Source organism: Vibrio palustris (genome assembly GCF_024346995.1).
Taxonomy (GTDB): Bacteria; Pseudomonadota; Gammaproteobacteria; order Enterobacterales; family Vibrionaceae; genus Vibrio; species Vibrio palustris.
This window is the reverse complement of sequence record NZ_AP024887.1, coordinates 1,945,466-1,970,795: the sequence shown is the minus strand read 5'-3', so window position 1 is coordinate 1,970,795 and position 25,330 is coordinate 1,945,466. Positions and strand designations below refer to the sequence as shown.

17 protein-coding genes are annotated in these 25,330 nt (G+C 44.9%); 9 read left to right on the top strand and 8 right to left on the bottom strand.

Annotation, left to right across the window (positions count from 1 at the left end):
- Positions 1-282 precede the first annotated feature (282 nt).
- Positions 283-2,688, bottom strand: a complete 2,406-nt coding sequence (locus OCU30_RS09200) for a beta-glucosidase (RefSeq protein WP_095532877.1) — start codon at positions 2,686-2,688, stop codon at positions 283-285.
- A 1,345-nt stretch (positions 2,689-4,033) separates the two neighbouring features.
- Here OCU30_RS09200 and OCU30_RS09195 point away from each other — a divergent pair.
- The 3 genes from OCU30_RS09195 (at position 4,034) to OCU30_RS09185 (ending at position 8,071) form a co-directional block, all read left to right on the top strand.
- Positions 4,034-5,701 carry an RICIN domain-containing protein gene (locus OCU30_RS09195; protein ID WP_077311960.1) on the top strand — a complete coding sequence of 556 codons (1,668 nt, stop codon included), beginning with the start codon at positions 4,034-4,036 and terminating at the stop codon, positions 5,699-5,701.
- 258 nt (positions 5,702-5,959) lie between these two features.
- Entirely contained in the window at positions 5,960-7,018 is a 1,059-nt protein-coding gene (locus OCU30_RS09190) for an NAD-dependent epimerase/dehydratase family protein (RefSeq protein WP_077311962.1), read from the top strand.
- Positions 7,019-7,450: 432 nt separating this feature from the next.
- Entirely contained in the window at positions 7,451-8,071 is a 621-nt protein-coding gene (locus OCU30_RS09185; RefSeq protein ID WP_261821300.1) for a nucleotidyltransferase family protein, read from the top strand.
- Between the two features lie 35 nt (positions 8,072-8,106).
- Here OCU30_RS09185 and OCU30_RS09180 read toward each other — a convergent pair whose 3' ends face one another.
- From OCU30_RS09180 to OCU30_RS09160, 5 genes are all read right to left on the bottom strand, one after another.
- A complete protein-coding gene (locus tag OCU30_RS09180) occupies positions 8,107-9,165 on the bottom strand; it encodes an XdhC family protein (RefSeq protein ID WP_077311964.1) in 1,059 nt (352 codons plus the stop codon).
- 84 nt (positions 9,166-9,249) lie between these two features.
- The gene (locus OCU30_RS09175; RefSeq protein ID WP_077311965.1) at positions 9,250-11,559 is read right to left on the bottom strand and encodes a xanthine dehydrogenase family protein molybdopterin-binding subunit; all 2,310 of its coding nucleotides are present in this window, start codon (positions 11,557-11,559) and stop codon (positions 9,250-9,252) included.
- Positions 11,543-12,031: a (2Fe-2S)-binding protein gene (locus OCU30_RS09170; protein WP_077311967.1), complete on the bottom strand. Its 489-nt coding sequence runs from the start codon at positions 12,029-12,031 to the stop codon at positions 11,543-11,545. The genes OCU30_RS09175 and OCU30_RS09170 overlap by 17 nt, the downstream gene beginning before the upstream one ends.
- Positions 12,032-12,051: 20 nt before the next feature.
- Entirely contained in the window at positions 12,052-13,344 is a 1,293-nt protein-coding gene (locus OCU30_RS09165; protein ID WP_077311969.1) for a cytochrome c, read from the bottom strand.
- Between the two features lie 438 nt (positions 13,345-13,782).
- A complete protein-coding gene (locus OCU30_RS09160) occupies positions 13,783-14,499 on the bottom strand; it encodes a glutamine amidotransferase-related protein (RefSeq protein WP_077313605.1) in 717 nt (238 codons plus the stop codon).
- A gap of 102 nt (positions 14,500-14,601) precedes the next feature.
- Between OCU30_RS09160 and OCU30_RS09155 the strand changes: the two genes are divergently transcribed.
- A complete protein-coding gene (locus tag OCU30_RS09155) occupies positions 14,602-15,411 on the top strand; it encodes an AraC family transcriptional regulator (protein WP_077311971.1) in 810 nt (269 codons plus the stop codon).
- A gap of 36 nt (positions 15,412-15,447) precedes the next feature.
- Here OCU30_RS09155 and cls read toward each other — a convergent pair whose 3' ends face one another.
- Positions 15,448-16,860: a cardiolipin synthase gene (gene cls, locus OCU30_RS09150; protein ID WP_159439088.1), complete on the bottom strand. Its 1,413-nt coding sequence runs from the start codon at positions 16,858-16,860 to the stop codon at positions 15,448-15,450.
- Between the two features lie 241 nt (positions 16,861-17,101).
- On the opposite strand from cls, the gene OCU30_RS09145 reads away from it, so the two are divergent.
- The 4 genes from OCU30_RS09145 to rarD all read left to right on the top strand — a co-directional run bounded on the left by OCU30_RS09145 (position 17,102) and on the right by rarD (position 22,967).
- Positions 17,102-18,190 carry a glycosyltransferase family 9 protein gene (locus OCU30_RS09145; protein ID WP_235861810.1) on the top strand — a complete coding sequence of 363 codons (1,089 nt, stop codon included), beginning with the start codon at positions 17,102-17,104 and terminating at the stop codon, positions 18,188-18,190.
- Between the two features lie 213 nt (positions 18,191-18,403).
- Entirely contained in the window at positions 18,404-20,809 is a 2,406-nt protein-coding gene (locus OCU30_RS09140) for a beta-glucosidase (protein WP_235861811.1), read from the top strand.
- A gap of 207 nt (positions 20,810-21,016) precedes the next feature.
- Positions 21,017-22,051, top strand: a complete 1,035-nt coding sequence (locus OCU30_RS09135) for a metal-dependent hydrolase (RefSeq protein WP_077311974.1) — start codon at positions 21,017-21,019, stop codon at positions 22,049-22,051.
- Between the two features lie 16 nt (positions 22,052-22,067).
- The gene (gene rarD, locus OCU30_RS09130; protein WP_077311976.1) at positions 22,068-22,967 is read left to right on the top strand and encodes an EamA family transporter RarD; all 900 of its coding nucleotides are present in this window, start codon (positions 22,068-22,070) and stop codon (positions 22,965-22,967) included.
- A gap of 9 nt (positions 22,968-22,976) precedes the next feature.
- Here the strand turns inward: rarD and OCU30_RS09125 are convergent, their stop codons facing one another.
- A complete protein-coding gene (locus tag OCU30_RS09125) occupies positions 22,977-23,762 on the bottom strand; it encodes a helix-turn-helix transcriptional regulator (RefSeq protein WP_235861812.1) in 786 nt (261 codons plus the stop codon).
- Positions 23,763-23,877: 115 nt separating this feature from the next.
- On the opposite strand from OCU30_RS09125, the gene OCU30_RS09120 reads away from it, so the two are divergent.
- Positions 23,878-25,329, top strand: a complete 1,452-nt coding sequence (locus OCU30_RS09120) for an MFS transporter (protein ID WP_077311978.1) — start codon at positions 23,878-23,880, stop codon at positions 25,327-25,329.
- The last annotated feature ends 1 nt before the right edge of the window (position 25,330 follow it).

Below are 25,330 nucleotides of genomic sequence, written 5' to 3'. Positions count from 1 at the left end.
TGTTTACGTTGGTTTTAGCCATCGTAGGCGCTCTCATGCTGAAAAAGCAATCACCGATAACCACTATTCCTAATTAAAGTTATTGAGAAGAGGCGTATTGGCGCAAGTCATAGCCAATACGCCATCGACATAACACGAGCGTGTTATGTCGATAGACTTTATATGCTAGATAGTCGAGTATCAACAAGCGGAGTAATATTGCGCGACTCGCTTTGATTGCCTCATTACCGCGCTCTTATCGCGCGGTATTAGCACTCTATGTACACCGTACACGCTGATCGGTTAATGAAAATCGGTTTCGAAATCTGACGCAATCATACTACCGGGGAGGGCAAGTGCACCTGCCGTGGTTTTACTCACGACCAATTCATTATTGACCGTAAAGGTGACTGGATCAACCCCGTCGACATCTGATGATTGACTGATATAGGCCTTATACACCCCTGGCTCAATAATCCATTGATTTCTAGTAGCGTCAAAGCTGGCTAACCATTTTGCTGGAATATTGAACGTCAATTTCTGACGTGTAGCCGGTTCTAACTGTTTTGTTTTAGCAAACGCTTTCAGTTCTATCGCTGGTTTCTTGAGTCTACCGGCAGGAGCAGCAATATAGACCTGAGCAACATTTTTACCGGCCACCTTACCAATATTAGTGACATCAACAGAGAATGTAACCTTGCCTAGTGATTGTTTTGTATTCAGTGTATTTTGCACCATCAGTGCAGAGCTATACTCAAAGTCGGTGTACGATAAGCCATAGCCAAACGGATAACTAACCGGTTTATTGAACGTATCAAAGTAGCGGTACCCGACATAAATGCCTTCATTATAGTAATGAGTATCGACTTTGCCATCTGAATCGGTATCGGTTCCTGGGAAGTTAGCTGCAGAAGGCAAGTCTGTATATGAAACCGGTATAGTCTGTGTAAGTTTGCCGCTTGGATTTACTTTACCTGAGAGTACATCAGCAATAACGTTTCCAGCTTCTTGACCTGGCATATAAGCTAATACAACCGCGTCAACTTTATCCTGCCAAGAATCCATGTTAATGATTCCGGCCACATTCAGCACTACAACAACTTTTTTGTCATTCTTGTGAGCCGCCGCTGACACGTTATTGATCAGTTCACGTTCGTCGGTAGATAATTGATAATCACCAGGTGTATTCGTTCTATCTGTTCCTTGTATTGAGGTTCTGCCAATACTGATAACAGCGATATCGTTGCTGTTTATATAGCTCTCAATCTCATTGGAAGTTAGAGGGGGTTCTGCGCACTCAACAATGGTCGATAATCCCTGAAAATCAGTTTCTGACTTATTTTCGAAAAAAAACATCTCGTAACGCTTCTTCAAATCGGTATCAAGAATAAACTGTTTGGACAAGCCATCGGCAATGTTAATGGTATAGGCTGCATTTACATCACCACTACCATATCCCCCTTTAAAAGTATTGATCTGGTTGATACCGAATGAAGCCACTGACAATGAGGAGTCAATGGGCAGTGTATTCGCTGTATTTTTTAACAGAATGATCCCTTCGCTGGCCGCAGCCCTAGAGATAGAAGCATGAGCATGCAAATCGGGGCTATTGCTGAACTCATAACCTTGGTTAGTTGGTGTTTTTAGAGACTGAGTTAATACTCTCACAGCACTGTTTTTAATCGTGCTTGAATCTAAATCTCCAGATTCATAGGCGGCGTTAAGTTGATCCAAAGCGCCCACTTCGTTAGGTCGATACGCCCACGCTTTACCGCCGGATTCAATAAGATCATTTCCTGATTTTATCATTTCTGGGTAGTTACCATCACCTGACCACCAATCACTCATGACCATGCCTTTAAATCCCCACTCATCTCTTAATACGATAGTATTCAGATCTTTCCATTGCCCCGAGAAATGACCATTCACTTGATTCATTGCTGTCATGACAGCCCAAGGACTCGCATTTTTAACCGCATACTCAAAGCCGCGCATGTAGATCTCACGTAATGCTCGTGGAGAAATGATATTATCGACGATATTGCGTGATGTCTCTGCGTTGTTAGCAACAAAGTGCTTAATTGTAGTACCGACACCTTCTGACTGTGCTCCTTTAACTTCCGCTGACGCCATCACTCCTGACAGAAACGGATCTTCGGAAAAATACTCAAAGTTTCTTCCGTTAAGCGGGTTGCGCTGAATATTCAGACCAGGGGCGAGCCAAAAGTCTAATCCATACTCTTTCACCTCATTAGCAATTGTCTTACCGACCAATTCCACAAGCTCAGGGTTCCAAGTAGAAGCAAGCAGTGTACTAACAGGAAATGCAGTACCGTAATAGGTGTTATTATCCCCAGCTCGGGTAGGTTCAATTCTTACCCCTGCCGCTCCATCGGCCAGTTTAACAGCACCAATATCGAGTCCAGACTCTGTGTTATGAACCCCATTGATATAGCCAACGGTGCCTGGAACATCACTCTTGAGGTTGTTCAGTGCGCTGTAATTGACGCTAAAACCTTCAGGGCCTGGAGCAAAGCCCGGCCCCACCAGAATACTCACCTGTTCATATGGTGTCATTTTAGCTACCAGCGCTTCTGCCTGTTCTTTATAGGTTTTAGGAGCTTCAATATTGTCAGTACTGCTTTGCTTACAGCCTTGCAGTAGCACAAGAGGTAAAAGGGTTGCGAGTATCGTTTTTTGGGTTTTCATTGTTATTTCCTATATCACGTTTATTGGCATAAATTGATCTCCAAAATTTGTTGTCTTCATCGGTAGGTACGTTAGCCAGCGAATGACAGGCTAAAAATATCGCGAAGCAGCTAGCCGTGGTCACCACCTCCAATTACCGCTCCTGAGCCGTGAGTGTTGGGGGGGGGCCTCACTCTTTTTAGCCATAAGTGAGGGGGTAAGTTACAACCACTGGCTTTTAGCTTGTCTTCGTCATGGCGCGGTTGGTGAGCGCGTTCGCTGTTCAGGGGGATGAAGGAGTTTTTACAAATTTGGATTTTCTTGTTTTTGTGTCGAGAGAATAAGGGGGGTAAAGAAATATTCAATGACAAAAAGACGAACTATAGCGGTAGTTCACACTTGATTGTGTCAATATGTAATAAATGTTCACTTACGCGAAATGAAAGGTCAGTTATTATGAATTGATAATCATAAAAACTTTGTATATCAGTGATATGGGAGGTGTCTAGAGGAATGTGACCTTATCAGGCGTATTCATTGTAATTGTAGGGGCTGTCCCATGTGCAGCGTGTTGTATGATTAACCATAACAAAGTTACCAAGACCGCTTTTGTCATGGTTGTTCTCAAAGTGACTCCCGGCATCCACTTAGACATAATTATCCTTCGCCTATTTATAAAAATACACAAACGTGCCATCACTCTGTTTATTTTAAGTACCATCATGATTGTACTTAAATTTTACTTAGTTTATTTAGAAAGTCGTTTTTTGAGGTGAATATTAGAGGGTGAAGAAAACAGAGTATGTTCTCATTTTATATAAATCAGCATACTGATTATTAATGGGTTGTTAAATTAATTCTCTGATTTTATAAAATCAAGCCTGGCTGAAATGCACACCCAATTTAGTGATTCTTCTCTACAATAATTTTTTATTAGAAATAGAAAGGATAAATGTAAATCCTATGGTTTAGAGATTGACTAGCATAAAATTCCGCAATATGTTCATTATCATAAAATGGTTTTTGATCATTAATTTGTCATCTATCTGTAACCTATCTGTAACCCATCTGAACTTACTTAATCATGGTGAGGGGCATGAGCTTCTATCTTTTGAGATAGCGATAAATCTATGTTACCGAATAGCAATGCCATATTTTTTTATCGCGTTAAGATTAATTTTTAATAATGATGATATTTGCAAAAATAGCCCGGTAAATATGGGAAATTGACCGCAAATATTCGAATTTATTCGTGACTGATTTTATTTTATTGCTATAGGTATAGGGACAAAATATCGTCTATAAAAATGATGGGAATAAATTCAATGTTGAAATTTATTCCATCTTCTCTAATAAAGGATTGTCTATGTTAAAAAAAGTAAGGATAGCTGGCTTAGGGATAGCCAGCACAATGCTCATGAGTCTGGGCTTTGTGATGCCTGCGACTGCCGCGAGTGTTCCCAGTGGCACGGTGTCGACAATTTTAGGAGAACATGCCGGAAAATGTATTGGCGTAAAAGGTTCGAGTAATGCAGCTGGTGCGTTGTTGCAAAGTCAGAACTGCTCGGATTCTGGTTTTCAAAACTGGAAAATGACAAAGCAATCCGATAATTATTATGAAATTAAAAATGTCGCCAGCGGCAAGTGCCTTGATGTAACCGGATGGTCAACTGTGGCGGGTGAGAACCTACAACAATGGGACTGTAACGGGTTAGAAACACAACGCTGGAATATTTCCGATCAAGGGAACGGTATTTTCGCTATCATTTCTAAGATGAGCGGACTTGCAGTAGAAGTTGCTGATGCCAGCACTCAAAATGGCGGCCGTATTGTACAATGGGATTGGATGAACCAATCTCACCAACGCTGGAGTTTTCCTAGCAGTGGTTCAGGTGGAGGAAATGCCGGTGGTGATAATCCTATCGGATTTGGTGCCAATGTAACTGGAGGTGCTGGTGGAGAAGTGGTAACGGTGAGCACACCAGAGCAATTACGTACTGCAATTACTGGCAACACCCCACGCATTATTCGTGTTTCTGGAAGCATTGATTTTCGTCGTACTGAAGGCTTTACCACAGGGCTTGGCTGTACCAACTCCGAAAATTATTGTTCTTTGAATGGTAAGCAGGAAAAAATCCTAGACCGTATGGATTACTGTGTTGGCCATTCTAAGTACAATATCACTTACGATAGTGCGGGTGTTCAGCCTTTACTTGTTGGCTCTAACAAAACCATTATTGGTGTGGGAGCAAACTCTGGTATTAAAGGTAAAGGTTTCCGTATGGTCAATGGTGTATCCAACATTATTATCCGTAACCTTTCGATCACTGACATTAATGACGGAATAGTATGGGGCGGTGATGGTATAACAATCGATAACGCCTCACGTATTTGGGTAGATCACAATTACTTCGCCCGTATTGCTCGTCAGTTTATTGTGACGGGGTGGGGTACGGCGCAACAAGTGACGATTTCTGGTAACTATCTAGATGGTACGACCGATTATGGGCATTACTGTAATCGTCGCCATTACTGGATGATGCTATTCCTTGCAGAGCGACAAAGTATTACGCTGGCAGGTAACCGTATTCATATGGGATCAGGTCGTTCTCCTAAAGTGGGAGCTAACACCAATGCTCAAGGTGGTGTCGTTCATATGATTAATAACTATCTTGACCAGAACTACGGCAGTGGCGCTGATAACATGCAGCAAACAACGTTGCTGATGGAAGGTAACTATTTCGAGAAAGGCACACGTTTCGAGCCAATTGCTCGCTCAGCAACCAGTAATCCTTTGTTCGCACCAACGAGTGCTAATATCGGATATGCTAACAATTACTGTAGTTCAATTCTTGGCCGTAGTTGTGTCTCCAACGTTGACCTCAATAACTCCGGTAACTTTGTGGTGAACTCATCGGCGATGAGCAATATCAACGCCAATAGTAACTGGCGCAATGTTATTCGTAGCGTGCGTCCGAAGAGAGCATCCGAAGTTCGTTCACAGCGCTTTGGACCTCAGTCTGATATTAAATAAGATAACCTTTTGATATATCAGTAATTAACACCCCACTTAGGTGGGGTGTTTTTTAGAGCGCATGACGGAAAAGAGAGTGGGCTAGATGACAAAATGTTAGAGTCTGCGCCATCTATCTTACCCTGAGAAATAAATGATAGGATGGTGAGACTTGATAAGAATGAACGTGTGACGTTACCTCGACATCATCAAGAGATGAGTCAGGCTGGGTAATACTAATTAGTTCATTCCATAAGTTAATTAATTCAAGGAGGTAGAATGCAATCTCATATGCTCGTTGTTGGAGGCTCTGGTGTGACCGGTAGTGGCGCTGTCAGTGAATTACACAATGCTGGATGGAAAGTCACAACATTATCTCGTTCGGTTAAATCCCCTCATGAAACGGCACATTTATCTGCCGACTTATTGGATATATCATCGCTGCAACAACATACGGATAGTTTGGCATCGGTGACACATCTTTTTTATGCCGCCATCAAACCCTCTAATGATGCGCAGGTAGAAGCCGAAGAAAATAGCTTGATGTTCAAGAATATCATCGAAAGTGTCATCGCGGCCGGTGCGGATTTAAAACGCGTGATATTTTTACAAGGTGGCAAGGTCTACGGTGCGCACCTTGGCGTGTATAAAACCCCCGCACGTGAAAATGATAGCCGTCATTTCCCACCCAACTTGTACTTTGAACATGAGGACTATGCCCGTACTTTGCCAGAGCGAGGCATCCAATGGACCGCTTTACGACCGGATATTATGATTGGTCATTCACTGGGTTCTGATATGAATATGGGGAACTTGATTGGTCTTTACGGAACATTATGCAAGCACTTTGGTGTGGCAATGCAGTTTCCGGGGTCAGCCGCCGCGTTTAATGTGCTTATCAACTTTACCAGTGCTAGTACCTTAGGAAAGGCCGTGGTATGGGCAGCTGAGAACGATAAAGATGGCGCTTATAATATTACGAATGGTGATGTATGTCGTTGGCAACACATTTGGCCTAAAGTCGCGCAATGGTTTGGTTTAGAGCCTGGTGAGCCACAGCCGATCAATCTTCAGCAGCGGTTGAATCAATATTGTTCTGACACGTGGAGAGAGCTGGCTAAAATGTATAACTTGCAAGAATCAGATATTAATCGTATTGCGCAAGGTGGGTTTGGTGATTTTCTCTTTCATGTTGAAACCGACGGCATATTTGATGTCACTAAGGCTCGTCAGTCTGGATTCAATAACATGACTCTTTATAGTGACGAGCAAATGATTCAGCACTTGGACAATATGGTGGCGCGTGGATTAATTCCTGATCCAAAAGCCATGAGATAATCGCACAGTTGTTTTGGCTGTAAGAGAAGCCAGAGCGCCTATCGGTTGGCAACACAATTTAACTAAAGCCCGTTTTTATAGCGGGCTTTTTAGATTAGCGATAGCAAAGAGTAAACATGCTACTATCCTTCGATATTTAATTGAATGGATAAAGAGAATGGACAGCGATTGGGGGGAATGTTTTTCCATACTTTGCTGGTGCTTTTAAGATTATTATATTATGTATTGGCGCTTCATTTAGCCATTAAGTGGCATTTTATGAAGATAGACGAGTAAAGAAGCACGCGGTGAGGCCGTGGATACAAGCAGTGTTGCGAAAAAGTGACTAAGGTGGTTGTTTCCGTGACTCTTTTCATTCTATTTATTACGTTTGTTGTGTATGCCACTAACTGGTATTACAGCGATGTACCATCTGATAGTAGATAGTGTTCGATGAAAACATCAATGAACCGGAATGCCAGTCAGCAAGAGGCGGTAAATACGGTAAAACAATGTGGCATTGTGCTATTGGCGGCTGGCAAAGGTGAGCGGTTTATTGAAGCCGGCGGCGTGGGCAATAAGCTATTGGCAAACTATCCGAATTCCCAAGGTAAACCTGTTCCCTTATTGTCGATTGCCTTGTCACAGGCCGTAGCTTGCGGGTTACCCGTCCGTTTGGTTACTCGCCCTGACGAAAACGTTATTATCAATTTAGCGCAGCAGTTTAGCGCTGCGATAACACTTATTGAGAGTGGTGGCTCTGGAGAGAGTATTGCTGCTGGTGTGCGTGATAGTTGTGAGTGGGATGGTTGGCTAATAGCACCTGCTGATATGGGCTGGCTACAAAGTGATGATTATTTGCAGGTTGCGGCAGCGTTAACCCATGATGATGCGCAAGCTCGAATGGTGAATGCAGACATGCCAGGCCATCCAGTAGGGTTTGCCAAAAGTTATGGGAGTGCGCTTAGCCAACTCACGGGCGATCACGGGGCGCGCCAGTTACTAGATCGTACCAAGTTACAACAACTTGTGGGGCATCGCGGCGTGATTAAAGATGCCGATCTGCCCGTATAAATCTCTGGCGCAATAATCCGTATTTTTCTTGTCGATTAGAGAGCGCAGTGCTCTCCATTGTCTTCGGTTAGTGGGGCAAGTTGATTGAGTGTGCTTTGTATTGCGGGCTTAGCATTCATATGACCTAAGTTTTTGATGCGTACAATATCGGCCATAATGGCTAAGCCAATTTCAGCGGGCGTTTTACTGCCAATGGCTAAACCAATGGGCGCATGAATACGTGATAGCTGAGCGTCATTTAGCTCACCAATACGCACTAGTCGTTCACGTCGTTTTGCGCTATTGCGCTGTGAGCCCATCGCACCAATATAAAATGCGGGTGTATTGACCGCTTCCATCATGGTGAGGTCGTCAAGACGAGGGTCGTGCGTCAACGACACAATAGCGGTATTAGCATGGCAGCTATGCTGCTCCAAATATTTTGCTGGGAACGTTTCTATCAAACTTACCCCGTACGGCAACTGAGCGATATTGGCCAGTACATGTTCGCGCGGTTCGAGTAGTATCACTTCAAATCCTAGCGCATGACCAAACTCCATACAGTAGTGAGCGACAGGCGAGTAACCGGCGACTAATAAACGTGCGGCAGCGGCCATACGAATATCGATATTTGGATGTTGATAAGTAATCGCTACCGTTGTTCCTGCAAAATCATCGGGAATAAGTTGCGAGCAGGCCGAAGGAAGCGTCACCTGTTTACGCATCGCTTGATAGCCTTGAATTGCATTAAGTTGCTGCGTGAGGTAGTCAATGGTTGTGTTACCAGCAGGTAGGTATTCCACCAAAATCTCTAACACGCCACCACACGGCAAGGTCACTTCGGGGGCGAGTTCACCATCACCGTAGCGGACGACTTGTGAGGCTTGATGCCAGCGGCCATTAGCAACTTGCTGAATAAAATGTTCTTCGACGCAGCCGCCAGATAACGAACCTTCTTGATGTCCTGCCTGAGTGGCCACCAACAAGCTGCCCGGCGAACGTGGTGATGAACCCCAAGTCTTCAATACGGTGCACAGCCAGATGGGCATAGACTCTGCCCATTTTATGGCGCTTTGCAGCACTCGAACATCAAGTGGTTGCGAAAAATGAGACATAGTTGCTCCTGAATTCATAAGCAAGATATCCGCATCTCACTCAATAAAATAAAACTGGCCCGACAGAGCGCCGGGCCATACTACTTAGGCGTTTAAAGCCGTTTTGAGATCGTCTGGCATCATTGGGATTCGACGCAGACGCACGCCAACCGCGTTATAAATAGCGTTGGCAATTGCTGGGGCAACAGGGGTGACCGCAGGTTCACCTAAACCAGCCGGAGCGTACTCGTTTTTAATAAACTCGACATGTAACTCTGGCGTTTGGCTGATCCGTAGCGGGGTGTAAGTATCAAAGTTAGCGTCTTTGAACTTGCCATCAACCAACTGGGTGCCTTCATACAATGCCATTGATAAGCCCCATAACGCGGCTCCTTGGCATTGTGCTAGCGCACCATTAGGGTCAACGATAATGCCAGCATCAACAGCAACCTGCATTTTTTCCACATGCACCAACCCTGTCTCGCGCTCTACCTTTACTTGTACCGCTACTGCGACCCAAGTCGGCATATTGCGTTCCTGTCCAAAGGTAGACGCAATACCGATACCGCTGTCCTTCGGTAGTGTCTTTCCATAACCAATCATTTCTGCAGCTTTTTTCAATACCGCAGCCTGACGATCTGCCCCGCCTGAGGCGATAGGACCTGAGCCAGCATTACGGCCTTGCGCCTTTAAGTGGTCCAAACGAAAGGCGAGTGGATCAGCGCCTGCGTGATGGGCGGCTTCATCCATAAAGCTCTCGACTGCAAAACCAGTCCAACCAGGGGCAACAGAGCGTAGCCAACCGGGACGAAACGTCGCATTCGCTAAATCGTTGGATACCGCGCGCACTTTTTGTGCACCGACGGTATACCAATGGTCAGCCCCTGCAATCGAAAACGGGTCATAGGGTTCGCCATTAGTGCCTTTTGGCATAAACGAAGGTACCATTGCCTGCGTTGGCCAGCCAGCCGTCGCATGGTGTTCCATTGCGATAACCTGCTTGTCATCGTCAAAGGCCATTTTCAATTGTTGCAGTGAGGCCGAGCGTGGACTATCAAATTGTAAATCTTGCTCGCGAGTAAAGACTAACTTAACCGGTTTGCCACCGATAGCTTGTGATGCTAATGCAGCAGGAATGGTATAGTCACCATTTAGGCGACGGCCGAAACCACCACCAAGCATGTATGCACGGATCATCACTTGCTGTTCTGGCACGCCCAATGCTTTCGCGAGTACAGGCAAGGCCAGAGATTGCCATTGGCAGCCAGAGTGGACTTCCCATACACCATCGTCATTTTTGAATACGGTCGCATTCAACGGTTCCATCTGTGCATGCAGCACTGTGTCGGTAATGTACTCATGTTCAATCGTCGATGCCGCTTTTTTAAACACAGGGGAAGTATTGCTGTCACCGGTATCTAAAATTGCCCCTTTGTCGGTGTCTTCGAGCAGTTCACGGCCATGGCTGATGATATCGCCTTCTGATACGTTGGCGGCATCACCAGCTTGCCATTTTACTTTCACCAACTCAGATGCTTTCTTCGCCGCATAATAGCTGCTCGCTAATACGACTAACCAACCGGGTACAGTGTTACTGGGATCGTCCAAGGTCAATACTTGTTGGAACCCTTTGACTTTTTTGGCGGCACTATCATCAAACGACAGCACTTTTGAACCATAACGAGTCGGCGGTAGGATAGGGATGGCGTAAACCATGCCGTCGATATTAGCATCAATACCAAATATCGTTTGGCCTGTGGTTTTGTTGTGAATATCAAGCCCACGGACTTGGCGACCAATCAATGTCATATCTTGGTTGGGTTTAAGCTCAAGCTTTTTCAATTCGTCTTCAGTGAATTGGCGGTTAATCCCTTTAGCAACGAGCTCACCATAACTGATGGATTTATCGCCACAGATGATCTTACCTTTGCTGGCATGGCATAAACGTTGAGGCACGCCCCACAGCTTAGCCGCTGCTTCAATCAACGCAGTACGACCGGCAGCGCCTGCTTGACGATAAACTGGCCAGCTTTGGGACACCGACCAGCTACCGCCAGTGACCATAAGCCCCCATTTTTTGTCGCTATCGACGTGGATAATTTCGACATCATCCCAATCAGCTTCTAACTCATCAGCGAGAATGCGAGCAATAGAAGTACCAACATGTTGGCCCATCTCCGCGCGCACAATGTTCACTTTAATTTTGCCATCGCTACCGATGGAGTACCACAATGAAGGCTCATAGACAGAAGAGGCATCTGGTAACGGTTTGCCGTCAGCTGTCGCTGGATCCATCGCCGCAAATGCAGCACTTGGAAAACCGAAGCTAACTCCTGCGGCTGTCATTGCGACTAAAAAGCCACGACGAGTCATGCCCGTCTCGTTGTTTTTATCTTTGTTAAACAGCCTGCTCATCGTTGCCTCCCTGCTTCATGCTCATCGTATTTGCAGCTTCACGCACGGCTTCGCGAATACGCACATAGGTCATGCAACGACATAAGTTGCCACTCATTACCGCATCAATATCGTCATCACTTGGATTAGGAATATCTTCGAGTAGCGCCACCGCTTGCATGATTTGCCCTGATTGACAGTAACCGCATTGTGGGACTTGATGTTTTTGCCACACCACTTGTACTGGGTGAGCGCCTTCTTCAGAAAGTCCTTCGATGGTCGTAATGTTAGCATTTTCAACCGCAGAAACTGGTGTCGTACAAGAGCGTGTCGCTCGGCCACCAACATGAACAGTACAGGCCCCACAAGTGCCAATACCACATCCAAACTTGGTGCCAGTCATATTCAGTTCGTCACGGATAACCCACAGTAGGGGAGTATCACCGTCTACGTCGACAGCCACAGGCTCGCCATTTAAAATAAATTTAGTCATGTTACTCACTTCTCCCGTGATTATTGCTCGAAACGGGGCTGACGACGGATCTCACCCACATGCTTTTCTAGGTTAGGCCAAGGTTTTTCACCGGCTGTTTCACGTAAATACGCGGCGACGGCGGTGATGTCTTCATCGCTCAGTGCATCACGAAATCCTGGCATCACCACGCCCTTGATTCCTTGATCGGCACGGAAGCCATCTAAAATGACGTTAATCAGATTGGTGGGCTCATCCAAATGTACCGCGGAACCTAAGGTCAACAATGGGCGGCCTTTAACCAGTTTTTTCTCGCTGTAATGACAAGATTGACACGATGCCGCATATAAACGCGCGCCTTCGTGAATGCGCAGATCCGGTAGTTTCTGTGCATCGACTGCTTTTTGCAGTTCAGGGCTTTGCGTTGGGTCGTCGTTAGCGTTACCCGCTTTATCAGCAAAGTAAGTAGCAATAGCCTGAATATCGTCTTGGGATAGTGCGGCTAAACCATCATGAACCACCGGCGCCATTGGACCCCCAGCACTGCCATGGTAGAGAGAGTTACCCGTACTTAAATATTCAACGAAATCTTGCTTACGCCATTTTAGTGGTGAGGTACTTGATGATGTAAGCGATGGTGCAATCCAGCCATCAATCGGCGCGCCACTATACATTTCATCGTGCTTTTCACCACCAAGCACGTTACGTGGAGTATGGCATGCGCCGCAGTGAGTAATCCCTTCCGCAAGATAGGCGCCACGGTTCCATTCATCTGATTTGTTTAGGTTAGGTTCAAAATCACTAGAATCAGCAAACAACAATTTCCAACCTGCTTGTAGGAAACGAAGATTTAACGGGAACGGGATGCCATTCTCTTTTTTCTCTTGATGCACTGGTTCAACAGACGACATGATATAGGCGTAAACCGCCTTAATATCTTCATCGCTCATTTTATTAAAGTGTTCATACGGAAATGCAGGTAAAAGGTGACTACCATCACGGCTTACGCCCGTACGCATGGCACGAGCAAAAGCATCTTCCGACCAGTTACCGATGCCGGTTTCTGGATCGGGCGTGATGTTACTAGAATAAATCGTCCCGAATTCTGAATGTATCTCATAGTTACCGGCTAACGGTTTGCCACCCGATGCCGTATGACAGGTACTGCAGTAACCTGCCGCTGCTAACACTTTACCTTTTTCAATCAGTTCTGATGAAAATGTCTCTTTGGCTGGTGGCTTTATTGGAGCGATCGACGGGTGCCAAGCATAAATGCCAAAGCCTACCGATACGACGACCACAGCAAAAAGCACGCTGTATAAACCGCGTTTCATATCACATTGCCTCATGTATTACGTTGTTTTTATTGTGATGGTAGATGGATTCCACCACCCTTGTTGACTTGTCGCTTTATTATAGACGCTCAGAACAAGCTGTGGGATGTTACGCATGTTGGCGATGAAATGCGACCAAACCAACAAGCGTGGTTATTGTACCGATAATACCTTTATAAGTGAATGACTTATAATCTGACAAACGCGAAATGTCATGAGGAGATTGAGGATAAAAGCTGCACTTTTTATGTGTGTTTATAACCTAGATCGAATTTTTCACTCTAACCTACTAAATTTATTTACTAAATCTTCAGTTTGAATTAAGAGAAAAACGCTATGACGCGTTCTCTTAAACAACATTATCGTATGGTTTAGTGTGCAGTTGTCGAGAAAGCGAACGGCAATAGCACACTGCATGGTTGTTTATGCAACAAACCCTCAATGTTTGGATTGATAGGCACTCGCTAACTTATCTAAAAATTCATGAAGCTTTTGATTCATTTCTTCATAGTTATGATTGACTAATACATCACGCTCATCGATAAATTGGTGGTGTGCTGCGTCACTGATATCATCATTTTCAATGAGCAAAGCGACAAGTTCTGGCGTGAACTCCATATGACATTGAAAACCAAACACCCAGTCGCTATAAGCAATGATCTGGCGCGGACATCCTTTGCTGTAGGCGATAATACGAGCATCACAGGTTAGGCTAGGCATATCACTGTGCCAATGACCCACTTCGAGGGACGTGCCGAAATGATGAAATAGTGAATGGGTTCTTGCTTGTTCAGTGAACGTGATAGGAAATTTCCCAATTTCTCGTTCTGGGCTGCGTTCATGCCGTCCGCCTAATGCCTCTCCAATCAGTTGTGCTCCCAAACAAACTCCAATAACGACTTTGCCTGCATCTATTGCCTTTTTAATGATTTTTTGCTCTTTTTTAGTATCGAAATGAGGGCATTGTTCGAGGGGCGTATCCGGAGATTGCGGCCCACCCATCACAATCAGAAAATCGATATTTTCAACAGACTCTGGGAGGCGTTCGCCTTGATAGAGGCGTGAGTACGTGATGGTATGACAATAGGTTTTGGCCCAAGCTTCATAAGCGCCTGGAGCTTCGAAATGTTCATGGATAATGAAATGAATATGCATATTTTTGTCTTTTGATTGAAAATAAGCGTTCATTTTATATCAAACTCATGTGGCGTCATTTATAATAAATGACACTTAATATAGATAAGTCGCCAATTAATTATGCAAGCGAATGCTCTCATCAGCGCGAGTGTGAATCACCAATTCGTCACGAAAACCATTCATATGGTTTCTGGCTACATTGAAGATTTTCATGCGCATCCATGGCATCAAATCGTGTTTCCACTTAAAGGCTTACTGCAATCAAATATTGGTGATAAATGTGTGGTCGTCCCCCATAATGGAATGCTCTATATTCCCGCCCATACCGTGCATAAATCGACGGCGATTACGGATACACAGTTTTTGGCAATTTATCTCAATCCCGATAAGGTTGTTCAATATGGAGAGAAGCCTAAATCTTGTCAGGTCAGTGCGTTTATCAAAGAATTGATATTACTGTTATTTAAAAGCGATACTCACGCGCTAGCACCCTCCCATATCACATCTTTATTGATGGTATTTCGAGATCAAATTGAGTTAGCACACCGTTATGAAATACCGCTACTCATTCCAGCAGATAGGCGTCTTTTGTCGATTTTTGTCATGCTTAAACAACAACCTGATTTACCCCTGACGTTAAAGCAATGGGCCCAAAAAGTCGGGGCTTCTGAGCGCACTTTGTCGCGATTGTGTGCAAAAGAATTTTCTCAATCATTTGCATTGTGGCGACAAAACATAAGGCTCGTTCTGTCTTTACAATTATTGGATTCAGCCATGACAATCCAAGATATTGCGATCGAATTAGGATATGGCTCTGATTCGGCTTACGTATATGCATTCAAGCAATTGTTTAATCAAACCCCGAGTAAATACCGTACTGTTAATCTAAAGCGTGGTTTTATGCTCGGTGATTTGATGGCAGAACAATAGTATGGACTGCGCTTGAGTATAGAATGATGCGTTACCTTACAATACAGGGGCAATAAGCCGGGCTAATTTGACCCCTAGCCACCACCACAGTGGACGCTGTTGTAATTGTTTGGCATTGAGCTCTGTGGCATAAGCGAAATCTTGCTCGAACATCGTTTTCATTTGTTGTGCGAAGTCATGATCGACGGTGAGCATCGATATTTCAAAGTTAAGACGAAATGAACGATTATCAAAATTATGTGTTCCGACACTGGCGCTATGATCGTCAATTAACATCGCTTTTTGGTGAATAAAGCCCGGTTTATACGCGAAAAAGCGAATGTTTAACTCAAGTAACTGCTCGATGTAGTGAAAAGAAGCCATATACACAGGAAGGCTGTCTGGATTGCCGGTTGTTATAATTCGTACATCTACACCACGTAAGGCGGCGAGTTGCAGCGCTTTCATGACGGCTTCATCAGGAATGAAGTAAGGCGATGAGATCCACACTCGATGTTTAGCGCTATTGATAGCGGTCACAAAGAACAAGCTAGCATTTTCTAATGCGCCCGTGGGGGCGGTAGGAAATGCCATTACGTGCTGATGATTGTGAGGTGAGGGCACTGGTGTCCAGTTGACGGGAGGAATTTCACGCGTTGCCCAATACCAATCAGCAAGTAACGTTAATTGTACCTGTAATACGGCAGGCCCTTCGATTTTTACATGAGTATCTCGCCAAGGACTTAACTTGGGATCGCGCCCCATATATTCATCGCCAACATTGTGGCCGCCTACCCAAGCGGTATGCCCGTCAATCACGATCATTTTTCGGTGGTTACGAAAATTCAATTGCAAGCGGTTGAACCAGCCTTGATTGGGTTTGAAGGAGCTTACGTCGATGCCAGCAGAGCGCATATCTTCTATGTACGTATCTGGTAAACCTTGACTGCCAACTTCATCAAATAACACTGTCACTTTAACGCCTGCTTGGGCGCGCTCTGACAGTGCCTGTTTGATTTGTTGCCCTAAATCGTCGTCGCTCAGCATGTAAAACTGAAATAGGATGTAGTGCTGTGCTTGCGCGATCCCTTCAAGAATACTGCTAAACGTGGCGTTGCCGTTGATAAGTAAAGTGACGGCATTATTGCTGACCAGTGGGTGAGGCGAAATATCTTGGGTAGCCTGATACCACGATGGGCATTCGTTAGCCGCAACTTGCCATGGTTTAAGTTGCTCGGCGCAGTTCTCGATAATCGTTTCTATTTCTTTCGCGCGTTGTTCAAAGGCCTCAGCCCGACCTTGAAAACGGTTACGACCAAAAACAGCATATAAAGGCACCGCAATAAAGGGGATGCTAAGAAGAGACACTACCCAAGCAACTGCACCGGTTGGTGTTCGTGCTGTCATAGCCGCATGTAGGGCGGTAGCTACACCAAGCGTGTAGAATACCGGCAGAATAATTCCAATCATTTTTGACCATCCATCAATATTGTTATGTGGTTCATACGTTTCCCTTCTTTTGTTGAGGTGCATTACTCAAAGTTGATTGTAGCCAGCAAGTACGGCATACCTAAGTACACAGTAACATTGTTATTTCGCTTGTCCTAGGCGCTGCCTCACAAGGCACATAGAGCGAGATTTTCACTTCTTAAGCTTAACTTAAGCTTCTCTTTATAAGATGCCAGTAACAAAAGAAGTGACTGGATCTGTTATGAAAATGAAGACTGCTTTACGTCATATTGACCGTTATCGCCGTAAAAAAATGGCTATCTTTGACCCCGTGCTATATAAGGCGCTGAGCTATGATACTTATCATCAGGATACATTGATCCCGGTTGAGCAAGTGCAGAGGATTTTGATCGTTCGTAACAATAAAAGAATCGGCAACATGTTTTTTTTACTGCCATTTGTTAAACAAATACGCACAGCCTATCCTCATGCTCACATTACTTTACTGCTCTCTCAGAGCTGGCAGGGGCAAATATTTGATGGGGTAGGCGTTGATGATATTCGGTATTCGAATTTTTCATTTGGAAAAGCGGCCGCATTTTTCTCCGAAATTAAACAGCTAAAAAAAACCGTGTTTGATCTGATTGTGGCTCCGTACTCATCGGTGGAAGATAGCTTAATCTCTGCAATGTTAGCCGGTAAAAATAAAGTGTCAGTGGCTCATGCGAAGAGAAACAGCGCCTTTACTCATGTGTTTGAGAAAAATACCGCAGAGACACATAGTGCTCTGCATCAATTGTTTTTAATTGAAGCATTAACGCAACAACCACTTGTTTATGCTAACCATGAGATGATATTTACGGAGGAAGAGCTAGCGTTGGGGGTGAAAGAAAAGCAAGTACTGTGTGATAACGAGTTTAAGGTTATCGCCTTCTTTCGCGGCGCTCGCGGTGCGAAAAAACTAACCGATGATAAGTGGCGAAGTATTCTTGATACGATACAAGGGTTAAGTCCATTACCGATAAGGTGGATTGAAATTTTAAGTCCTGATATCCAACAGCCTTTAATGCCGAATGGTTTAACTTACCAAAATAGTAATATGCGTCGGTTAGGGTGTTTTATAAAAAATGTGACGGCATTTATATCGTGTGATACAGGGCCTTTGCACTTGGCGGATGCGGCTGGGGCAAAGTGTATTGGGCTATTTACGCATACGTGTCCTAAAAAGTATGGCGTATTAGGCGAAGCAAGTATCAATATTGACGATGTTGGTTCATTGGAAAAGCGTGGCGAATTACAGCAACTATTTAATGAAAGCCACATAGAGATTTATCGTCATGATCATCGATAACGTGATACTTCTAGGGGGGACTTATGATGTGGGCGAGAGGGGCGAACGCATGCGTTTTTTCTTGGGAGTCGACATTTATCGTGAATCGGTTATATAAGTGAGAAGTTGAATACCGTCGACAAATTAAAGGCTGTTACATCGACACCGAATGCAACGTTATGTCATGCTCAACTCCAAATGGAAGTTAAATAAATCGATTTAACGGAGTATATCGTGTCTTACGCAGCAAAAAAATTGCGCTACTTGATCGTATTAAGCTTATCAAGCCATATTGGTTTGAGTATGGCAGCCAATACCAATCATGAAGGTGAAATGACGATGGATAATCAATATCAGCAACGTGCCAAGACACTCATGGCACAGATGTCAATGAGTGAAAAACTCGATTTACTCTCCGGACCTGGCATGGATCTCACGACCTACACCGGTAATTCGGCCATCAACCTTGATCCTAAATATGCAGTAGAAGGCGTGGCAGGGTATATCAATGGTGTGAAAAATGATCATATTGATATTCCAGCAATAAAACTTGCTGATGGTCCAGCTGGATTGCGCATATCACCAACACGAGAAGGCACTGACGATACCTTTTATGCCACCAGTTGGCCCATTGGTTCTTTACTGGCTTCCAGTTGGGATACTGAGTTAGTCGAGAAAGTGGGCCAAGCGGCTGGCGATGAAGTTAGGCGTTACGGCGTCGATTTTTTATTAGCTCCTGGGATGAATATTCAGCGTAACCCTCTTTCCGGGCGAAACTTTGAGTATTACTCAGAAGACCCTGTCGTGTCTGGTGAAATGGCAGCGGCTATGGTTAATGGTATCCAATCTAACGGTGTCGGTGCGACGATTAAGCATTTTGCCGCGAATAACGCGGAAACTAATCGCTTTTTTAGTGACTCGAAAGTGAGTCCCCGTGTCTTACGTGAAATTTATCTCCGGGGTTTTCAAATCGCTGTATCTGAGTCACAACCGTGGGCGGTGATGACGTCATACAATAAACTCAACGGTGCGTATACTGGTCATCGTCACGATTTATTAACGGATGTATTGCGTAATGAGTGGGGATTTAAAGGCCTTGTGATGTCGGATTGGTTTGCCAGTAATGTGACTGGCTTAGCAACGGATTTTAAAAGCTATGCCACTAAACCCGATCATGACTCTGCCGCAGAGCAAATCAAAGCCGGTAACGATTTAATTGAGCCGGGCGGGTTAAAAGCGGATCTTGAAGCCTCTTTGAAAAGCGGTGAGCTAAGCGCCGCGGACGTAGACCGCAGTGCATTGGCCATTTTAACTCAGATCCAAAAAACACCATCATTTAAGCACTTACCTTACAACAATGATCCCGATCTAAAAGCACATGGCCAGTTGGCACGCACAGCGGCGGCAGAAAGTATGGTGCTGCTGAAAAATGCACAGCAAGCGCTGCCATACTCTAAGAATACTAAAGTAGCCTCGTTTGGTACTGTCCAGATCAATACGTTAAAAGGTGGGACTGGCAGCGGTGAGGTGAACTCAGAGAAAGCGATTTCCATTGCTCAAGGATTAGGGCAGCGGTTCGAATTGGATGATGCTATTACGCAGTACTATCGCGATTATTGGGATGAAAATAAGCAGGAGAGTGACAGCCTTTTGAGCAAGCATGCGTTTGCAGAGGAACCTGATATTGAAGGTAACCCACAATTACAACAGTTGATCGCGAATGCTGCCAAACAAGATGCCGCTGCGGTGATCACGATTGGGCGTCAGGCTGGTGAGGGCAAAGATCGCACGGCAACACGCGGCGATTATTTGCTGACTACGCAAGAATTAGCACTGATTGATACTGTCTCGACTGCTTTTCATCAGGCAAATAAAACCGTAACTGTTGTACTTAACGTCAATGGCGTCGTGGATACTCATGAGTGGCAAGATAAGGTCGATGGTATTTTAATGGCGTATATGGGCGGTCAACAGACGGGGTATGCGGTTGCGGACATTTTATCTGGAGCAGTAAATCCAAGTGGTAAGCTTGCACAAACTATTCCCATGAATTACGACGATGTTCCTTCAGCGAAAACGTTCCCCGGAAAACAAGATGAACATCACTCAGGCATGACCAATGTCGATTACAACGAAGGCTTATTGGTGGGATATCGCTATTACACCACCGAGCAAAAACCAGTGGCATATCCGTTTGGCTTTGGTTTGTCTTACACCGACTTTCACTATGAAGACGTGCAGGTGAGCCACAATGGTTTAAACGATAAATCGGATAAAGCGGAATTAACACTCAGTGCCAAGATTCATAATACAGGTAAAGTGGCCGGAAAAGAGGTGGTTGAGCTATATGTGGCGGCGCCGAAAAATTCGTTAGAAAAACCAGCTTACGAGTTGAAGGCCTTTACGAAAACTCCGCTAATTGATGCAGGTAAAAGCAGCACCGTCAGTATGAGTGTGACCGCAAAAAGATTAGCAAGCTTTGATCCAGACCGTCATGCGTGGGTGGTTGCCCCTGGAGATTATCAATTCTACGTTGCGCCCTCATCAAATGTGTCTGAGGTGACACCTCTTAAAGTACATATTGACCATGAAATAGTGGTTGAGCGCACCAGCAAAGGCGCACTAGAGAGTATTAAATAATGAGCTTGGTTGATGAGGTGTGATGGGGAGTATCACACGTAAAGGGCTACGTCATAGTAGCCCTTTTTATCTATGAGACGTCAATTCGTCTATCGAAAGAATAGTTGAGCACAGCGCTTAATAAGATAATCAACGGCACCAATAGGCGTGAATGGATATTATAGATAATTACTCCGCGCGTTAATAAAGGCCGACAAGGAGCTTGCATTGGATTCACTCACACAAGTGGTATTGGGTAGTACGGTTTCTTACGCTGTATTTGGTCACCGGCTTGGGCGTAAGGCGTTATTAGTCGGGGCGGCGTTTGGTACCTTGCCAGATCTAGATGTGCTGATTAATTTTGGGGGTGATATTGAGAACTTTGTTTATCATCGCAGTTTTAGTCACTCTTTACTGGTTCAACTTTTAGCTAGCCCCTTATTGGCGTGGCTACTCTTGAGAATGAATTGGGCAAAAACGGTGTCGATAACCCGTTGGTCGGTCGGTATCTTTTTAATATTGAGTACCCATGCATTACTGGACAGTTTTACCGTCTATGGCACCCAGTTACTGTGGCCACTATCGACGTATCCTTTTAGTACTTCCAGTATATTTATTATTGACCCCCTTTATACCGTGCCGCTGCTCGTGGCTTGCGTATTACTTTGCTTTGCCCGTATGCGTCCGTACGCTGCAATTATCAATACGACAGCGCTGATTATTAGTTCGCTCTACTTAGCGTGGGGACTTGGGGCGAAAGCGCTGATTAACGATAAAATTGATAATGCGCTTGCGAAACATAACATCACGTTTACTCATTTTGTTAGCACTCCAACCCCGTTTAATACGTTGCTGTGGCGGGCTGTTGCGGTCACTAATCAAGGTCACTATGAAATTTATGCGTCGATATTTGATACGCCCGATGACGTCGATATACAGTTTTACCCAACCGACAATACATTGTTAGCCCAATTTAAAGACACTAAGCGTGTCAGGTTACTGCAGTTATTCACCAAGGGGCTGTATGGAGTATATCAACAAGATAAGCAAGTCGTTCTGAGCGATTTAAGAATGGGGTTGGAAGGGTATTATACGTTTTCATTTGTGATTGCTGAGCAACACGATCAGCATTTTACCCTTGGTTCATACCAAAAAATTCGTTCTCAATTTCCTAGGGAAAAACTGCAATTGATTTGGTCACGTATCACCGATCCGAGTGTCGAGTTATCAAGCGTACCGCCCAATGATCTCGGCTCACAATAAGTATGGTGTCTTAATTATGCAAACGCAACCCAACGTTATTCTTGGCGTGATTTTAAATGTGATTGGCTCTGCTTGCTTTGCGTTGATGTTTGCTTATACGCCCTGGTTAAGTGAACTCAATGGCGAAGAAATTTATGGATGGCGTGTCACATTGACGTTGCCATTATTAACCATTTTTATCGTGATGAAGGGGTATTGGCCTCAGGTTACCGATATATTGACAAGGATTCGGCGTGATCCCTATTTTTTGTTATCTCGATTGATATCAGCTTTGTTAATCGGTATTCAAATTTGGCTGTTTCTATGGGGGCCTGTCAATGATTACGCACTGGCGGTGTCATTAGGGTACTTTATTATGCCGATGACGGTGGTGTTGGTTGGGCAATTTGCTTTTAAAGATCGGATGTCTCGCTTTCAGAAGTTAGCCTGCTTACTGGCTTTAGCTGGCGTTATCAATCAATTAGTAATATCGCAAACCCTTAGTTGGCCAACCTTGGTGGTGTGTTTAGGGTATCCTCTCTATTTTTGGATTCGTGTTAAAACCCATACCAATCATATTGGTGGTATGTGGTTTGATACCATGCTGAGCCTCCCTGTTAGTGTGTTTTTTATTGTACAGGGTGGCGATGTGATCCACACATTTACCACGCATGTGGACTTAATATGGCTAGTGTTTGGCTTGGGCGTGATTAGTACCTTAGCGCTTGCATTTCAGTCTTTATCTGCCCCTCATCTTAATCTCAGCTTATTTGGCTTACTGGTTTATGTTGAGCCATTTTTATTAACTTGGGTGGCGATTTTACTCGGCGAAACCATTGCCCCAAGTGAGTGGCCGACTTACATTGCCATCTTCTCAGCCGTGTTTGTGTTGATGATTGAAGGCATACTCAGGATGAGGCGTCCAAGGGATAGCTAGATCATTTTCTCAATAATTTTGCTCACTTTGCGCATAAACCACCAAGCGTAAATGGCGCTCGGCATCGATGGTTAATGAGGTGTGGTCAAACGTGACAATTTCACCATTAACTTGTAGATCGCGAATGCCAGTACACGGGGCATGCACATCGTGCTGTTGCCACCAAGTATTAAACTCCGGTGATACTTTCTGTAATTCATCCACTAACTCGCGGATATCCGTTTCCTGATTAGCTCGGGCATAGTCGCGACGAAAACTCGACAGTATGCGAGGAGCCTGCTGCTCCCAGCCGACAAACAGTGTACGTAAATCCGGGTCGGTAAATAGCATCCAAAGCAGGTTACGCCGTTCAACTGGGTGTCGTTCGAAATTAAACAGTTGGTTTGCTTTGTCGTTGAAAGCGAGAACATCCCAACGCAGATTGAATACATAAGCCGGATGTTGGGGGATATCATTCATGAGGCGGCGAATGAGAGGTGGAACCTTACAAAAGGTTTTTCCGGGTTCCGTCGGTGGGCGTTCATGAGCCAATAGAAAGAGGTGACGACGTTCCGCTGCATCGAGTTTGAGAACGCTTGCTAGATTATCTAAAAAGGTGGTTGATACCCCAATATCTCTTCCTTGTTCCAGCCATGTGTACCAAGTTAATCCGACCCCGGCGAGTGCCGCAACTTCTTCGCGGCGCAGTCCAGGTGTTCGCCGTCTGCCACTGCTGGGTAGGCCAACATCTGTTGGTAAAAGCCGTTCACGGCGTGAACGTAAAAACGTTGCGAGCTCTTCGCGGGTTCGTTGCATGGTGCGCATCATTTATCTCACCGACAATAGTACTATTAGTAATAGTATAAAGTGTTAAATTGTAACAGTCTAATAAAGGCATAGAATGAGCGTTTTATTTCTTTGGAGACGTACTATGCATGTCCATTCTCGCTTGATTAGCCGTGACGGTTCTTTGAATTATTCACCGCCGTGGCGTGGTTTAATGGTGTTATTACTCGCTGGATTTATGACCATCTTTGATTTGTTTGTGGTGAATGTCGCCATTCCTAATATGCAAACAGGGCTTCAGGCCAGCTTCGCTCAAATCGGATGGATTGTGGCAGGTTATGAGTTGGCATTTGGAGTGCTACTTATCACAGGCGGAAGACTTGGTGATATGTATGGCCGTCGGCGTTTGTTTATAGTGGGGATGGCTGGTTTCATATTGGCTTCGGTTGGTTGTGGGGTTGCGCCTAATGCCAATATTCTGATTGGCACCCGCGTATTACAAGGATTCGCTGCGGCGCTGTTGTTTCCGCAGGTTTATGCATCGATTCGTGTGAATTTCGCTGGTGATGATAGCCGGCGTGCATTTGGTTTGTTAGGCATGACACTAGGGTTAGCGGCGATTGCGGCGCAGGTTTTAGGCGGTTGGTTGGTACACAGTAACTGGTTTGGATTAGGCTGGCGAAGCATCTTTTTGATTAATGTGCCTATTGGATTGCTCGCTGTGGTGGCTGCTCGGTGGATTCCAGAAACTCATGCAGAAAAACGGCCACTATTGGATTGGGTCGGCGTATTCATGGTGAGTGTCGGGCTATTACTGCTGTTAGTGCCGCTGATTGAAGGGCCAGAACATCATTGGCCAACTTGGAGCTGGTGGTCGATGGGCAGCGCAGTGCTTATGTTGATACTGTTTTATCGATACCAAGAACGGGTGAGAAAATTCGGCCAATTACCCTTGGTGAATATGCAGCTGTTATTTCAAAAGCGCTTTGCTCTCGGCGCTGTATTGGTGTTACTGGTATATTCCACATCCAGCTCATTTTTCTTAAGTTTTGCTTTGCTTGTGCAAACTGGGCTCGGGCTGGATCCATTTATCGCTGGCAGTATTTTTGCTCCATGTAGTGTGGGATTTGTAATTGCCTCATTAACTGCGCCAAAGTTAATGGCTCGGTGGAGTACTCATGCAATTGTTGGTGGCGCGCTGATTTATGCCGTGTCGATCGGTGGGTTAATTCTACAAGTGTATGCCGCGGGTGCCGGTTTAGTCCCTGTTCATCTTATTCCTATTTTGGTCGTGGTGGGGGTTGGTCAAGGCTTAATTATGACACCGTTACTTAATTTAGTACTGAGTTTTGTCAACGAGCAGCACGCTGGAATGGCTTCTGGCATCATCTCAACGGTTCAACAGTTGGGCGCAGCACTAGGCGTCGCGGTGATCGGCATTTTGTTTAATCATGCATTATCAACCCAGCCTGATGGCGCTGGGTTAGCGGGGCAGTATGCCTCAGCGTTTGTCGCCGGAATGCTGTATAACTTTGGCGCATCGCTTGTAGTCTGTTGGTTATTGATGAAATTGGTATCAAAGCGTAAGCAAAAGTAAT

Excerpts from the sequence above, each read along its gene's own strand:
- OCU30_RS09200 (WP_095532877.1), bottom strand. The coding sequence starts at position 2,688 with ATGAAAACCCAAAAAACGATACTCGCAACCCTTTTACCTCTTGTGCTA.
- OCU30_RS09195 (WP_077311960.1), top strand. The coding sequence starts at position 4,034 with ATGTTAAAAAAAGTAAGGATAGCTGGCTTAGGGATAGCCAGCACAATG.
- OCU30_RS09190 (WP_077311962.1), top strand. The coding sequence starts at position 5,960 with ATGCAATCTCATATGCTCGTTGTTGGAGGCTCTGGTGTGACCGGTAGT.
- OCU30_RS09185 (WP_261821300.1), top strand. The coding sequence starts at position 7,451 with ATGAAAACATCAATGAACCGGAATGCCAGTCAGCAAGAGGCGGTAAAT.
- OCU30_RS09180 (WP_077311964.1), bottom strand. The coding sequence starts at position 9,165 with ATGTCTCATTTTTCGCAACCACTTGATGTTCGAGTGCTGCAAAGCGCC.
- OCU30_RS09175 (WP_077311965.1), bottom strand. The coding sequence starts at position 11,559 with ATGAGCAGGCTGTTTAACAAAGATAAAAACAACGAGACGGGCATGACT.
- OCU30_RS09170 (WP_077311967.1), bottom strand. The coding sequence starts at position 12,031 with ATGACTAAATTTATTTTAAATGGCGAGCCTGTGGCTGTCGACGTAGAC.
- OCU30_RS09165 (WP_077311969.1), bottom strand. The coding sequence starts at position 13,344 with ATGAAACGCGGTTTATACAGCGTGCTTTTTGCTGTGGTCGTCGTATCG.
- OCU30_RS09160 (WP_077313605.1), bottom strand. The coding sequence starts at position 14,499 with ATGCATATTCATTTCATTATCCATGAACATTTCGAAGCTCCAGGCGCT.
- OCU30_RS09155 (WP_077311971.1), top strand. The coding sequence starts at position 14,602 with ATGCAAGCGAATGCTCTCATCAGCGCGAGTGTGAATCACCAATTCGTC.
- cls (WP_159439088.1), bottom strand. The coding sequence starts at position 16,860 with ATGATTGGAATTATTCTGCCGGTATTCTACACGCTTGGTGTAGCTACC.
- OCU30_RS09145 (WP_235861810.1), top strand. The coding sequence starts at position 17,102 with ATGAAAATGAAGACTGCTTTACGTCATATTGACCGTTATCGCCGTAAA.
- rarD (WP_077311976.1), top strand. The coding sequence starts at position 22,068 with ATGCAAACGCAACCCAACGTTATTCTTGGCGTGATTTTAAATGTGATT.
- OCU30_RS09125 (WP_235861812.1), bottom strand. The coding sequence starts at position 23,762 with ATGCAACGAACCCGCGAAGAGCTCGCAACGTTTTTACGTTCACGCCGT.
- OCU30_RS09120 (WP_077311978.1), top strand. The coding sequence starts at position 23,878 with ATGCATGTCCATTCTCGCTTGATTAGCCGTGACGGTTCTTTGAATTAT.